The sequence below is a fragment of the Vibrio phycocola genome (assembly GCF_054404255.1).
In genome coordinates, this window is the sequence record NZ_JBTAMQ010000005.1 from 71,489 (window position 1) to 86,777 (window position 15,289).

The window sequence follows — 15,289 nt, forward strand, 5'->3', positions numbered from 1 at the left end:
GACATTATGCTTAAAACGCACAAGACGAAGCATTAGTGTCGAGTTTGAAGTCGCTCGGTGGGTGTAGAGAAAGCGGAGGCTGACAGCTATAGAGCTGTCAGCATACCTTGTTCGCTTAAAATGGCACCGAGTCGGGATCTTTTGATTCACCGCATCGACCCGTGAGGTTGGTTAGCATGGCGATATCTTCATCTTTAAGTTGAAAGTCGAAGATGTCAGTATTCGCTTGAATTCTTTCTAGCGTCACGCTTTTTGGCAGCGGTAAGAAGCCCATCTGCAAACTCCATCTCAAAGAGACTTGTGCGATGGTTTTATTATATTTCTCAGCGAGTGCTGTGATTTCTGGTGTGTCAAAAATCGCGCCTTGTCCTAACGGGCTATAAGCCTCAAGCAGCATGTTGTGTTGACGACAAAAATTGACAGTTTCAACATCCACATCACCAGGGCATAAGCGAATTTGATTTATCGCTGGAACCACGGTTGCGGTTTTTAATAGTTCGTTAATATGGTGAGTTTTAAAATTACTCACACCAATAGCTTTTATTTTTCCCTGCTTATAATACGTTTCCAAGGCTCTCCAAGTTTCGCTATTCCGTGATTGCCATTGATCTCGAAACCTTTTAGGGCTCGGCCAATGAATAAGCACGAGATCAATCGTTTCTATGCCGAGTTTGTTAAGGGATTCATCTAAAGATTTTATTGTATTTTCATAACCGTTGACTGAGTTTGCTATTTTGGTGGTAATGAATAATTGCTCGCGAGGAATATCGGATAATTTAATGGCTTCTCCCACACAGCCTTCATTTTTATAGCTTTGGGCTGTATCAATGTGTCGATATCCTACTTTTAGTGCATTTACGATGGCTTCAATACCCGACTGGTCATCCGGAGTTTGAAATGTTCCATAGCCTAATTTAGGAATTTCGATGCCATTATTCAGTTTATATGTCGCGCTCAAATTCATTGTATTTCCTCTATATTCACATTTTTGCAAAACGTTATTCGATTGAGAAATTAGTGCATTCGTTGTCAAGGCATTGGTTGTGGTGACCTATCAGGTTTATGATTTTTTTAAGATAAATAAAAGCAGCAGTATTTATCACTCTGCTGCCTTTATATGCGATGGGCATTAAGTTTGTACTAGGTTAAAGCAATGATCGTACGTAAGCTTCAATATCCTTGTCTTGGCAATTATCAAAGAAGCATTGCTGGAAGCGCTCGCCAGTCACTGCAGTTTTCACTAGCTCCTGATCAATGGCTTTCATACCCTCAAGGAAATCGTTCTTAGCAAGAGCGGCTTTTACATCGTTAAGTAGGCCGGCATTTTTCTGTTGCGGTTCTGCTCTTTCAAGTGGGTAACCTAAACCTCGCTCTCCGGTTGTGAATGCTTTCTCAAACATATAACGCACGTTGAGTTCCGCTCCCCAACCAAAACCTTTAGCAAAAGCCAGCGCTAGGGCATTACCATTGTTGATTTGATTAAAGAGGAATGCATCGGCAGGATCGAGGCAGTAGCCACAAACAACACCAGGGTGAATATTCAGTGACATCATTGCCCCTTGTCCCGTCCCACAGCCTGTAACGACAAAATCAACAGCTTTTGAATTAATAAGTAAGCTGGCCATGATACCCAGGTGAACATAGGTAATTGAATGATCATTCTCATCACTCATACCTACGTTGTAGACAGGGTAATTGAGATCATCAACAACGTGGTGCAACTCTTTTAGTATTGCCGCATTTTTCGTTGCTTGGCTGTTTTCCATCATAAGAGCGATTTTCATTTAAAACTCCATTTGTTATTAGCGAGCTAGCCAACCACCGTCGACTGCTATAGTAAAGCCATTGATATAGTCTGAAGCACTCGATGCGAGGAAAACACATGGGCCAGCAAGGTCATCAGCATTTCCCCACCTTCCGGCTGGGATTCGATTTAGGATCTCTTGGTTTCTAACTTCGTCTGCTCTGAGTGCTTCAGTATTATTCGTTGCCATGTAGCCCGGCGCGATCGCGTTAACATTGATATTGTGCTGAGCCCACTCATTGGCCATAAGGCGCGTTAATCCAAGGATGCCACTTTTTGAGGTTGTATAAGAAGGAACTCGAATACCTCCTTGGTACGATAGCATCGAGGCGATATTGATAATTTTCCCGCCTTCACCTTGGGCGATGAACTGCTTGGCAACGGCTTGAGAGAGGAAAAAAAGAGACTTAGAATTGACGTCCATGACATCATCCCAATCTTGTTCAGTAAAATCGATGGCGTCGTTGCGACGAATAATGCCCGCATTGTTGACGAGAATGTCGATTCTACTCAATTGGCTTAACGTTGTTTCAATAATGGTTGGGATACAGTCGAGTGATGAGATATCAACGCGAATATCGATAAACTGTTGCCCTAATTCTTCAACCTTTTGACGAGTTTCAGTCGGTTCACTGCGGTTCACCCCTGCAATATGACAGCCAGCTTTGGCTAACGCGACAGCCATTCCTTGCCCTAGTCCAGTATTACAACCGGTCACTATTGCAACTTTTCCTTGTAGATTGAATGATTCAAGCATTTGTAGGTTCCTTGAAATGTTTACGCTAAATAATGATGACTGTGAGTGACTTTGAGTAAAGTCGTCTCTACTGAAGAAACCTTCTAGTGGAGGAACTTGAAAGCTCATTCATCAACATGTGCAGGTGAATTTTAATAATCATACAAATATAGCGTTAATGATTTGCGTTTACTACGACCTGAATAACACTTCTACTGCTTAGCTTCATGTTTATTGAATGTTATAGCGAGCCTATGTTTCATATAAACTTCATTTGGAAAGGGATAATGTGCCAATATCAGCTTAGTTAATTATGAATATTGAGCCTCGATTTGGTTGGTTAATATTTCGAAAAGAAAAGCGTAACCTTCTGTGGGTAAAACCTTTTTTTATAAAGGAGCGTGGTCTTTTTTACTCGTAAAAAAAGAATCTAAATTTTTTGTTCGGAGAGTCGTTGTCTCGGCTGGAAAGTTTTCTATCTTTGTCTAATATTAAGGCATAGTAATATTAAATCTTTGGCAGCTACCTGTAGAGGGTTCATGCCACATCATCTGTGTAACTTCTATACCTGAGAAAATAGCATTTCATGCTAATGAAGTTGCGCATAATATTTGAAGTAGATTAGGTGAATCAGTATGTCAGAACAAAAGTATAGGCTTGTCACGCGCAGTGACTTTGATGGGTTGGTGTGCGCAGTACTGTTGAAGCAACAAGGGCTTATTGATGATATTAAGTTCGTCCATCCAAAAGATATGCAGGATGGGATTGTTGAAATAACACCGAATGATATTGTGACTAACCTTCCTTATGTTGAAGATTGCCACCTAACGTTTGATCACCACCTTTCTGAAACGATTCGAAATAAAGGTGCAAAGGATAACCATATTATTGATCCTGATGCACCTTCTGCTGCTCGAGTTGTTTGGCGCTATTACGGGGGCCTTGATACGTTTCCTGTCGAATGGGTGGAAATGATGGAAGCCGTCGATAAAGGTGACTCAGCCCAATTCAATCGTGATGAAGTATTAAACCCACAAGATTGGAATTTATTAAACTTTCTTATGGATGCGAGAACTGGCTTGGGACGTTTCCGTGAGTTCAGAATCTCAAACTATGCATTGATGATGGATTTGATTGATTACTGTAAGAACCATAGTATTGAGGAAATACTCGCATTACCAGATGTGAAAGAGCGCATTGAGTTGTACCGTGAACACGAAATGTTATTTCAACAGCAAATTTTGAATTGTTCAACGGTTCACAACAACTTAGTTCTTCTTGATTTAACCAACGAAGAAACGATTTACGCAGGTAACCGCTTTACTATTTACGCGCTATTCCCCGATTGTAATATTTCTATTCATAAAATGTGGGGCTTCCAAAAACAAAATATTGTATTCGCGACAGGTAAATCGATCTTTGATCGCGGGTGTAAGACCAATGTTGGTGAATTAATGCTCGGTTACGGTGGTGGTGGTCATGTGGCTGCCGGTACTTGCCAAATTGCTATTGAGAAAGCAGATACTGTACAGCAAGAGTTAATCGATACGATTACTAGCGCGGGCTAATTATACTTTAAATTATAAAGCATACGAATCGGGACTTTTAACATGGAAGTTCCGATTTTTTTATGTCTTATTAATGGTTCTCCACAGTAGTTTGAGAATCCGATAAGGCAAGACCTACATTCGGGTCCTTGTTCGCGTTATGGTGCAATGTCGACGTTTATCGCAGATCTAAACCGACAGAAGTTACCATTTATTGAAAGAGAACGAGTTAAATTTTGGAAGGGAGTGACCCGAAACGGATAGATATAAAGTTTAACTTAAAATTTGTGAATAAACATTGAAGGAGGCGTTTTAGCCTCCTTCTTTTTTGGTTTAGTTACTGAGTTCGATTTTCTTAAAATCAACAACGTCATTTTGAGTGGAGCGGTCGATCTTGGCTACTTTCCGATAATTGGTTGCCAAAATATAAACAAAACACCCTAGTATAAGGGCAATCGCTAACGCACCAACCCATTGTATTTGTAAGAAATCCAGTTTAAACAAAAGGGTTAATCCTGATAATAAAACTAAATTACCCACAAAGTAGAGTGGTTTACCAAAGCGTTTAACAGTTAGGTTCAAGTTATCTGTATATAAGCGAACTAACGAATCGAGAGAGTTAACAACAAACGTGATACCAACAAAAATCATCGCTATATTGAAAATGCCATCAACAGGAATCGCTTTTAGATTGTAGTAATAAAGAACGGTAAACCATATCGCAATTGGGATAGATGGGAATATCATCATTGATGCGAGAACTTGGTACGTTTTCAGGCCACCGACAAAGCGAGAGGTAAACTGTCCAATCATAATGCTCCATGAGAACCACCAGAACAGGTAGAATTCATGATAATCATTAAGCGGCAAAACAAATTTATGCAGGTTTGTGAAGTAACTTCCAAGTAAGGAGAACGTCGTAAAGAATTCACCAACACTAGAATTTTCGCCTAAGAAAGCATTTGCCCACATAAGTGCGATTAACCCAAGAAATAACCAGCTACTGCCTAAACTTAATATTCTGACATATCGAATATTAGTGCTTGAATATACGGCAATTGCGATGACCACAAAGACAATTAAATAGAAGCTACCAATCACGGTTTCCCCGTCACCTAATTGCGGGATATACCAAGGTAAATTAATCAATAATAAGTACGCGGTGAAGGCACAAGTGCTTACGATTACGACATTATTTATAAACTTAATGATTGGAATGTCGAAGAATTTTACTTTTGGTTCGATGACGCAAAAGTAGAAGCAAGTTAGAAAGTAGAATGTCCAAATGAAAAATGCCCAATATCCAAACTCGATAGCGAGTGGATTACTGAATGCATATTCGGGGCTTGTCGCGACGTCTGCATATCCAGCAAACTCAGTAAGCGGGAACATTATTAACCCGACATCTAACCCAGATGTAAAAAGGATTGCAATAAAGGTAAAGTTTCGTACTGGTGTAACACCAATGCATTTTAAGTTGCCCCAACGATATAAGACAAATGCGATGGAGATGAAGGTAAATAAAATACCGATAGATATCCAAGCTGTCATTACTTAGTACCTCCGGTTGTTTGCTTAGCACACATATAAGATTCCTTGTGTATGATTATGCAACACTTCAAATCATCAATATCAAATCTTAAGTATCGTGTTAACGATAATTAAAACCTGATTTGCGATATGAAAATGATGCTTGAAATATCGTCATACTCTGAGTCCGTTAGAATATGACGATACGTGTTCGATTGGCTCAGTTATAAAAACCTCTATTCGTATGGCGACTCCAGATCACCTAAAGTGATCAATACGCTCTTAGTTTGTGTATAACTGTGCAGTGTCTCAGGGCCATTTTCACGACCAATACCAGAAAGCTTATACCCACCAACTGGCATTTCAGCGGGAGAGTCACCCCAGGTGTTTATCCAGCAGATACCCGCTTCAAGTTGTGCGATAACTCGGTGAGCTCGAGAAAGATTTTGCGTAAACAAACCAGCTGCGAGACCATACTCGGTATCATTGGCGCGACGAATGACTTCGTCTTCATCTTTAAAACGCAAGACTGACATCACAGGGCCGAAAATTTCGTTTTTCACGTGCGGCATAGTCTCGTCGCAATCTGCAAATATCGTTGGTTGAACAAAGCAGCCTTTATCCATCGGTGGCGTAACTTCGCGTTCTCCACCGCAAACTAAGCGAGCTCCAGAAGCTTTCCCTTGTTCAATAAAATCAAGTACTTTGCTCATGTGCTCTTTCGAAATCAGAGAACCAACTTGCGTCTTTTGATCAAGAGGATCCCCAAGGATTAATTTTTGGGTTCGTTGAGTTAAGGTTTCTAGAAACTCGTCGTAAATAGCATCATGAACGTACACTCGAGTGCCGTTGGTGCAGACTTCTCCCTGGGTATAAAAGTTCGCTAACATGGCACCAGTGATGGCATTATCCATATTGGCATCATCGAATACGATAAGAGGGGACTTACCGCCCAGCTCCATTGTAACTTGCTTTAGAGTTTGAGCTGCAGCGGTCATTACTTTGATACCTGTTGAACTCTCTCCAGTAAAGGAAACTTTGGCGATGTCTGGGTGACCCGTTAACATCTCCCCAACTCGGTAATCGCCTTGGACGACGTTAAAAACACCATCTGGTACACCTGCTTCAGTGTATATTTTCGCTAATTCAATGGCAGTAAGAGGAGTCTCTTCAGAGGGTTTGAAGATCATCGCATTGCCCGCAGCGAGAGCTGGAGCTGATTTCCACATTGCGATCTGTATCGGGTAGTTCCAAGCACCTATACCTGCACATATTCCCAAAGGCTCTCGGCGAGTGTAAAAGAACTGTTCAGTATTTAAGGTTTGCTGTTGTCCTTGCAAACTAGCCGCTAAACCTGCGAAGTATTCGATAACATCGGCACCCGTAGTAATATCGACTTCAAGCGCTTCTTGAAGTGGCTTTCCGGTGTCTTTCACTTCTAATTCAGCGAGTTCATCGTTGCGTTCTCGTAGAATCGCAACCGCACGCATCATAATTCGTCCTCTCTCCGCACCAGAAAGGGCTGACCATTGTTGAAAACCTTTTCGAGCAGACTCAACCGCGGCGTCAACATCTTGTTTTGAAGCTTGGTCTACTTCAGCAAGTTGTTCACCATTTGCAGGATTGAATGTAGGAAAGGTTTCGCCTGATGTCGCTTTGAAGGCTTTTCCGTGGATATAAAGTGAGGTCATATAGATGTGGACTCTTTGTTCAATAAAAAATCAATGTTACCGACTCTACTTTGTAATATCAAACAGCTGTCAATGGAAGTGTACGAGTTTATAGTTAATTGGTTGTTAGTTAAGTTATTGAATTTTATTCATTTAATGGGTTAATTCTATTTGCTTTATTAGCGATTCCCTCACAAGGGAAATATGTTATTTTTATTTAGGTCGTACCAATAGGTTTATATTTGTTTGAATTTTGCTCTATTTTACCATTTTGTTTATAAATGATACTATATTGGTAGTACCATTGTTGTTTGATAACGTAGAGAGAGTAAATTCATCATGGATAAGCAAAGTAGACCCGCTCTATTTATGCCGGCTCAAGCTGGACGCGCTAGTGAAGACATTACCCTTCAGATTGAATCCGCCATATTAAATGAAACGCTGCAACATGGTGATAGCCTTCCTAGTGAAAGGGAGCTTCAGCAGCAGTTTGGTACCGGACGTGGCGTGATTCGAGAAGCGATTAGTGCTTTAAAACAAAAAGGATTGGTTGAAATACGTAAAGGGCCGAAAGGTGGCACGTTTATCAAACAAGTAGATGTTTCAAATATCAGTGAATCCTTAGCCTTGTTCCTTAAGCAAAAGCATGTCAACCCCAATGAAATATCTGAGTTTAGAGAGAGCATTGACCAGAGCGTAGCGTTATTGGCAATGACTCGAGCGACTGAAGAGCAGAAGTCTAAAATGCTGTCTTTGGTTGAACATATGGAACATATCGCAAAGCAAACTCCAGTGGATTTTTTTGAATTGGCCGAAACGGATCGCAAGTTAAATTTGATGTTGGCTGAAATGGCGAGAAATGCGGTGTTTGAATGGGTGATGCATGCGATGCAACAAGGTTTTGGTTCCTACGACAACAACCTGTACGACGATCCATATTTCTTATTAAAAACAGTAGAGAACTGGCGCTATACCGCAGAACAAATTATTCATCAAGAGCCCATTAAGCTACAAGGTTCCATTAGTAGGCACTACTTACTGTTACATGAATGTCTGCAACGACGTTCATCATAAATTTATTACGCAAAGAATTACATTTTTATATTTTTTAAAAGATTAAGTTGAGGAGTTAATATTTCATGGCGGAACAGAATTACGATTACATCATCGTAGGTGGTGGTTCGGCGGGCTGTGTACTGGCTAACCGGTTAAGTGCAAACCCAGAAAATAAAGTCTTGGTATTAGAAGCTGGGCGTCCCGATTATCGATTTGATTTTCGCATTCACATGCCGGCAGCACTGACTTACCTACTTACCGATGGTACGTATAATTGGTTGTATGAATCGGCACCTGAACCTCATATGCATAACCGAAAAATAGCCCATCCTAGAGGGAAAGTTCTCGGCGGTAGTAGCTGTATTAATGGCATGATTTATATCCGCGGCAACGCAATGGATTATGAAAAGTGGGGCGGCCATGAAGGCTTAGATAATTGGGACTATAAGCACTGTTTGCCTTATTTCCGTAAATTTGAAACGCGTTTAAAAGGCGCGAATAAATACCACGGAGATAATGGTCCACTCTCAATTTCTACTGCTGCTTGCGATAACCCTCTATTTGAAGCGTTTTTTAAAGCTACGCAAGAAGCGGGATATCCTTTAACCGATGATGTTAATGGTTATCAACAGGAAGGTTTCGGTGCGTTTGACCAAAATATCTACCGAGGTCGTCGTTTAAGCGCTGCACGTGCGTATTTACATCCGGTTAAAAACCGTAAGAACTTGACGGTATTAACGGGTGCTACAGCAAGTCGTGTTATTTTTGATGATAAAACGGCTATTGGTGTTGAGTTTAAACGTCGCAATAAAACAAATACGGTTTATGGTGGTGAAATTATTTCATGTGGCGGCGCTATTAACTCTCCTAAACTCCTGCAATTGTCGGGTATTGGTAATAAAGAAGAGTTGAAGGCATTGGGTATTGATCCAGTTCACCATTTACCCGGTGTTGGTGAGAACCTTCAGGATCACTTAGAGCTTTATGTTCAATATACGTGTAAGCAACCTGTTAGCCTTTACCCAGCGCTCAAATGGTACAACCAACCAAAAATTGGCTTCGATTGGCTATTTCATCGTAAAGGGAATGCGGCAACCAACCATTTTGAAGCGGGCGGTTTTATTCGCGGAAATGATGAAGTTGCGTATCCTAACCTTCAGTACCATTTCTTACCGTTAGCAATTCGCTACGATGGTAGTGCACCACGTGATGGACATGGCTTCCAGTTGCACGTTGGCCCTATGAATACCGATGTTCGTGGTCACGTGAAGATTAAATCGAGTGATCCAGATGAAAAACCTGAAATCCTATTTAACTATCTTTCGACTGAGCAAGAGCGTAAAGAGTGGGTAGAAGCGATTCGTTGTACTCGTAATATCATTGAACAGCCTGCATTTGATGACTTACGTGGTGAAGAACTTGCACCAGGACCGAATGTACAGACTGATGAAGAGATTCTTGATTTTGTCGCTCGTGATGGTGAAAGTGCTTATCACCCAAGTTGTACCTGTAAAATGGGGTACGATGAGATGGCCGTGGTTGATGGTGAGTTGAAAGTACACGGGGTTAAAAACCTACGAGTTGTCGATGCGTCTATCTTCCCAGTCATCACCAATGGTAACTTATATGCGCCAACGATGATGGTTGCAGAAAAAGCGGCTGATATTATTCTGGGTAACTATATTGAGCCTGCGCAAGATGTTGAATATTATCAACATAATCCAGCAACAAATACTGGCGTTGAAGAGAAAGAAGAAAGTACAGAGCAAGCTTAAACGCACTCTTTCTTCTTCGTTATGATAGTTAGGCACTCTTGCAATGGAGTGCCTATTTTTTTGGATCGACACCTTAAAACTCGCATTCCTTTCCTACTTTTTAGCTACTCACTTTTCCTTTTTCTAACTCATTCTACAGTGCACTATAATCGTGCGTATTGATAAATGTACAAATAAAGAGCATCTTTTTTTTGCCCCATAATTAGTAATAGACACTTAAATTTAAATTTTAAGTGGTGTTTTTATTCATATTTTTTTAATTTTTAGGTTTGTTACACTGCTTGCACCAAAAATACCCAGTTCATATCACTATGTTAGTGTTGATTTTGTGGTTTATTTATCTTTTAATTGCGTTGGTTTTATTAATCACACCTTATTTTGGAGATAGCAATGCTAATTGGCGTACCTAAAGAAATTAAAAATCACGAATACCGTGTTGGAATGACACCTGCGAGTGTTAAAGAATTGAGTAGCCGTGGTCACCGTATTTTGATCGAAACATCTGCTGGAATGGGAATTGGTTTTAGCGACCAAGATTACCTTGATGCTGGTGCGGACATTGCTCCAGATGCTGCAACTGTCTTTGCAGAAAGTGAAATGATCGTAAAAGTAAAAGAGCCACAAGCCGTTGAGCGTGCGATGTTACGTGAAGATCAAATTTTATTTACCTATTTACACCTTGCCCCTGATGCAGAACAAACCGAAGACTTAATTAAAAGCAAAGCCGTATGTATTGCTTACGAAACAGTAACAAGCGATAAGAAAACTCTTCCTTTGCTCGCTCCTATGTCTGAAGTTGCTGGACGTATGGCGATTCAAGCGGCAATGGCATCATTAGAAAAATCTCATGGTGGTTGCGGCATGTTACTTGGTGGTGTTCCGGGAGTTGAGCCTGCTAAAGTAACGATAATTGGTGCTGGTGTTGTTGGACGTAACGCAGCACAAATGGCCGTTGGTGTTGGTGCTGAGGTCGTCATTCTAGATAGAAATACTGATGCATTACGTGAAGTGGATGCTATTTATCAAGGTCGTATTAAAACGGTTTATTCGACAGCGGATAGTATTGAAAAACATGCGACGACGTCAGAAGTTGTTGTTGGTTCTGTACTTCTTCCTGGTGCTTCTGCGCCTAAACTGATTACTCGTGAATTGATCAAAAAAATGAAACCGGGTTCGGTAATCGTCGATGTTGCTATCGATCAGGGCGGCTGTGCAGAAACATCAAAAGCAACAACCCACCAAGATCCAATTTATATCGTTGATGACGTTGTCCATTACTGTGTCGCTAACATGCCAGGTGGCGTTGCTCGAACTTCTACATTTGCTCTAAATAACGCAACGTTGCCATATATTGTTGCGTTGGCAGACAAAGGTTATAAAGATGCATTGCTGAATGATCAGCACTTGTTGAATGGCTTAAACGTATTCCGTGGTCAAATCACGAATCAGTCTGTTGCTGAAAGCCGTAATCTTGAATATGTAGCACCTAAAGAAGCACTATTGAGTAACTAAGCTTTCTATCTCCTTCCGTCTTTTTAGATAAGAAGGTTAATAAAACCCAAGACCCAGCCATTTGATATTCGTGGCTGGGTTTTTTCATTTCTGAATATTAAACGAACCTAATGTGATCATGATTAATAATGGTGCAAAAATAAAAATCTTCATATTTTTGCTTTGAATTGGTGCATTTAATTAGGAAGCTTAGTTTCGTTGTAGAAGATTATTATCCAATCCTTAAGTTTGAATTTTTATAGTTATATAAACTTCTTTTTATGTTGTTATTGGTGGTAATTGATGTTGTTTTGAATTCTGGCGCTATTTTTGCAGTGTTTATATTAACTATATCGATATAAAAAACTACTTTAAGGTAACAAGAAAAATGGAAAGCGTAATAGGATTTTTAAATGGAATAATTTGGAGCCCAGCTCTGATCTATTTATGTTTGGGAGCTGGATTGTATTTTTCAATCAGAACTCGATTCATGCAGGTTCGTGGATTTAAAGAGATGCTTCATCTGATGTTTAAAGGAGAGAAGTCTCCAGCAGGTATCTCTTCTTTTCAAGCATTAGCTATGTCACTCTCGGGGCGAGTTGGAACTGGTAATATTGCGGGTGTGGCAACTGCAATCGCATTTGGTGGTCCAGGAGCTGTCTTTTGGATGTGGATGGTTGCTTTTCTTGGAGCATCTACCGCCTATGTTGAATCGACGCTCGGTCAGATTTACAAAGAGAAAGATGATAATGGTCAGTATCGTGGTGGCCCTGCATTTTATATAGAAAAAGCAATGGGACTGAAATGGTATGCATGGGTATTTGCGGTAGCGACTGCAATCGCGACTGGATTATTTTTACCGGGTGTTCAGGCCAATAGTATTGCTTCAGGTATGGAAAATGCATGGGGGATTTCTCCAGTTATTACCGCCGCGGTTATTGTTATTGGTCTTGCGTTTATTATCTTTGGTGGTGTACGACGTATTGCAGCGTTTGCCGAAATCGTTGTGCCATTTATGGCGCTTGTTTACATCTTCATCGCGGTAGTTATTGTTGCTATGAATGCTTCGAAGATTCCGGAAATGATCATGCTGATCTTAAATAGTGCTTTCGGGTTTGATGCTGGTTTTGGCGCTATGATTGGTATGGCTATTCAATGGGGTGTTAAGCGTGGAGTGTATTCCAACGAAGCAGGTCAGGGTACCGGTCCTCACCCAGCAGCGGCAGCAGAAGTATCGCACCCAGCAAAACAAGGATATGTACAAGCTTTCTCTGTCTATATTGATACTCTGTTTGTGTGTACTGCAACGGCATTTATGCTGCTAGCAACCAATAGCTACAATGTGCATGCGGCTGATGGAACAATGTTAGTTGAAGGGCTGGCTGGCGTAAGTGCTGGTCCTGGTTTTACTCAAGCTGCCGTTGAGTCGGCTCTACCGGGGTTTGGCGCAAGCTTCGTTGCGTTAGCTCTATTATTCTTTTCATTTACGACCATGCTTGCTTATTACTACATGGCGGATTCTAATATCTCTTATATAAACCGTACGACGAAACGCCCTTGGTTGACGTTACTGATGAAGTTGATGTTTCTAGCATCTGTTGGTTATGGAACTGTACATAGTGCTGGTGTCGCATGGGGATTAGGCGATGTTGGTGTTGGCCTGATGGCTTGGTTAAATATTGTCGCCATTCTTATCTTACAAAAGCCAGCATTAGTTTGTTTGAAAGACTACGAAACTCAGAAAAAAGCAGGTCTAAATCCAATTTTTGACCCTGATAAGCTTGGTATCAAAAATGCGGATCTTTGGAAAGAAATTAAAGAACGCAATGAGGCGATGGCTGAACAAGAAAAGCCGGAACTGGATGGGAAGCCATTAGAGAGTACGCACTAAATAACTTTCCGTACCTCTCAATAAAATAGCCTACTGAAAAGTAGGCTATTTTTGTTTTATATACTGCACATATTGGCTTAATCAATAGTTACAGTTACATCACTAACCCAAGTTTCAGATATAACCTCGTCTTCATGCATCAAATACGCTTGGATGTTAGCTGGGTCGCTATTTTCTTGCTTGTAGTCGAAGGCCAATCGCCATTTGTTTGTTCCTACGATAGGGTAAGCTCCGATAGGTTCTAATATTTCACCGTTGCTCGCTTTTACTACCGGTTTAACGCCACTTTCGCGATCGAGTCCCTTTAATCTAGGTCCTTCAAAGTCAATGACCATTTTGTTGACACCTTCAGGAATCGGTTGACCGGGAATTCCGCCTAACCCTTGTCTGGTATCAGAAACACTGGCTAACTGTTTTGATTTCGGATCAACAGGGCGCCATTCGATGTCATAAGAAAAGGAAAACTCTTCTCCTTTACGGGCTTGTTTTTCTGGTACCCAGTAGGCAACGATATTATCGAAAGTTTCATCTTTTGTTGGAATTTCTACGAGCTGTACAACACCTCTTCCCCAATCGCCATTAGGTTTAATCCACGCAGAAGAGCGCTTGTTGTAAAATACGCCATCATCTTGGTAGTTGTCGAAGTTACGATCTCGCTGAATCAGTCCAAATCCCTTTGGGTTTTCATCAGTAAAGCTGTTGGTTGAAACCGAGTGAGGATTATTCAGTGGCCGCCAAATGTGTTGGCCAGTCCCTGTATGGATAGCGAGACCATCACTATCGTGAATCTCTGGGCGCCAGTCTTTAGCGATTGTTTTGTCTCTTTGTGAGTACCAATACATGCTGGTTAGCGGTGCTATCCCTAATCGTTCAACATCGGCACGCATATATAAATGAGCCGAAACAGACGTAACATGTCCTTTGGTTTTTTTGTTGTCTTTGGCTAAACCAAAGCGATATGCGCCAGTTATTGATGGCCCTTCAAGCAGTGCCCACACTGTCAAGCTCTCTCCTCTATGCTCTGCTGGACCAAGCCAAAACGCAGAAAACCGAGGGAACTCTTCAGGCTGATTCATACCTGTATTTATGGCAATACCTCGTGCTGATAGCCCATATTGTCCCTCTGGCCCATCGGTACGAAAATAGGATGCACCCAAAAAAGAAACCCAATCAGGCTTCATATTTGGTCGCATAATTCTAAAACCTGCAAATCCGAATCCTTCAGGTAAATCATGAGCAGGACTATCGGATGGCATATCAAAAAATTCGTTACTGAAAGGGACTTCATCGGCGATATTCTTATCGTCTCTGATATAGATTTTTACCGGTTCTGGGAAGTAGCGGCCAGGGTAAAATAACTGTATGGGCGCCTTTTTCCCACTAGCATACAAGCTTTCATCTTCTTTAAAGCGTATTTTCCAGTGTTGGTCGTAATCAATTTTTTCTATTAATTCCCTTGAGGGAACAACCGGTGCAGAGTATGGCTTTTCCGCCGAAGCTTTTGCGAGTGCTTTTAAATCTTCGAAAGTAAATTCAGTTTGATGTAACTCTTCTGCTGCCTGAGATGATATCGAGATAGAAAACAGAATCGCGATAAATGACTTTAATTTCATAAAGAGAATTTCCGATTAATTAAATCTGAGCTCGCTCCAGTCGACTGGTGCCGTTCTGGTGACGTTGAGCTTCGGTATGACTTCGATAAATATTCACTAACTTTACCGTTCTATTTCAATGTTATCTTTAAATAACCTTGCTAAGTTAAATTTTGGTAAAGCTCATGATAAAAGTT

The 15,289-nt window shown here is 41.0% G+C and carries 11 protein-coding genes; 5 read left to right on the forward strand and 6 right to left on the reverse strand.

Annotated features, from left to right (window positions below):
- Nucleotides 1-115: 115 nt before the first annotated feature.
- The 3 genes from ACXJY6_RS08990 to kduD form a co-directional block, all read right to left on the reverse strand.
- Nucleotides 116-964 carry an aldo/keto reductase gene (locus ACXJY6_RS08990; protein ID WP_458768134.1) on the reverse strand — a complete coding sequence of 283 codons (849 nt, stop codon included), beginning with the start codon at nt 962-964 and terminating at the stop codon, nt 116-118.
- Nucleotides 965-1,145: 181 nt separating this feature from the next.
- Nucleotides 1,146-1,784, reverse strand: coding sequence for an RpiB/LacA/LacB family sugar-phosphate isomerase (locus ACXJY6_RS08995; protein WP_456052811.1), 639 nt, complete (start codon nt 1,782-1,784; stop codon nt 1,146-1,148).
- Between the two features lie 18 nt (nt 1,785-1,802).
- A complete protein-coding gene (gene kduD / locus ACXJY6_RS09000; RefSeq protein ID WP_456052810.1) occupies nt 1,803-2,561 on the reverse strand; it encodes a 2-dehydro-3-deoxy-D-gluconate 5-dehydrogenase KduD in 759 nt (252 codons plus the stop codon).
- Between the two features lie 614 nt (nt 2,562-3,175).
- On the opposite strand from kduD, the gene ACXJY6_RS09005 reads away from it, so the two are divergent.
- Nucleotides 3,176-4,108 carry an exopolyphosphatase gene (locus ACXJY6_RS09005; RefSeq protein ID WP_456052809.1) on the forward strand — a complete coding sequence of 311 codons (933 nt, stop codon included), beginning with the start codon at nt 3,176-3,178 and terminating at the stop codon, nt 4,106-4,108.
- A gap of 312 nt (nt 4,109-4,420) precedes the next feature.
- Here ACXJY6_RS09005 and ACXJY6_RS09010 read toward each other — a convergent pair whose 3' ends face one another.
- A complete protein-coding gene (locus ACXJY6_RS09010; RefSeq protein WP_458768135.1) occupies nt 4,421-5,638 on the reverse strand; it encodes a hypothetical protein in 1,218 nt (405 codons plus the stop codon).
- Nucleotides 5,639-5,853: 215 nt separating this feature from the next.
- Nucleotides 5,854-7,314, reverse strand: a complete 1,461-nt coding sequence (gene betB, locus ACXJY6_RS09015) for a betaine-aldehyde dehydrogenase (protein WP_458768231.1) — start codon at nt 7,312-7,314, stop codon at nt 5,854-5,856.
- Nucleotides 7,315-7,626: 312 nt separating this feature from the next.
- Between betB and ACXJY6_RS09020 the strand changes: the two genes are divergently transcribed.
- The 4 genes from ACXJY6_RS09020 (at nt 7,627) to ACXJY6_RS09035 (ending at nt 13,500) form a co-directional block, all read left to right on the forward strand.
- Complete coding sequence (locus ACXJY6_RS09020; protein ID WP_458768136.1) at nt 7,627-8,361, forward strand: FadR/GntR family transcriptional regulator; 735 nt, start codon at nt 7,627-7,629, stop codon at nt 8,359-8,361.
- Between the two features lie 65 nt (nt 8,362-8,426).
- The gene (betA, locus tag ACXJY6_RS09025; protein WP_458768137.1) at nt 8,427-10,118 is read left to right on the forward strand and encodes a choline dehydrogenase; all 1,692 of its coding nucleotides are present in this window, start codon (nt 8,427-8,429) and stop codon (nt 10,116-10,118) included.
- A 390-nt stretch (nt 10,119-10,508) separates the two neighbouring features.
- Complete coding sequence (ald, locus tag ACXJY6_RS09030) at nt 10,509-11,630, forward strand: alanine dehydrogenase (RefSeq protein ID WP_458768138.1); 1,122 nt, start codon at nt 10,509-10,511, stop codon at nt 11,628-11,630.
- 367 nt (nt 11,631-11,997) lie between these two features.
- Entirely contained in the window at nt 11,998-13,500 is a 1,503-nt protein-coding gene (locus ACXJY6_RS09035; protein ID WP_458768139.1) for an alanine/glycine:cation symporter family protein, read from the forward strand.
- A 77-nt stretch (nt 13,501-13,577) separates the two neighbouring features.
- Here ACXJY6_RS09035 and ACXJY6_RS09040 read toward each other — a convergent pair whose 3' ends face one another.
- The gene (locus tag ACXJY6_RS09040; protein WP_458768140.1) at nt 13,578-15,113 is read right to left on the reverse strand and encodes an OpgD/OpgG family glucan biosynthesis protein; all 1,536 of its coding nucleotides are present in this window, start codon (nt 15,111-15,113) and stop codon (nt 13,578-13,580) included.
- Nucleotides 15,114-15,289: the final 176 nt, after the last annotated feature.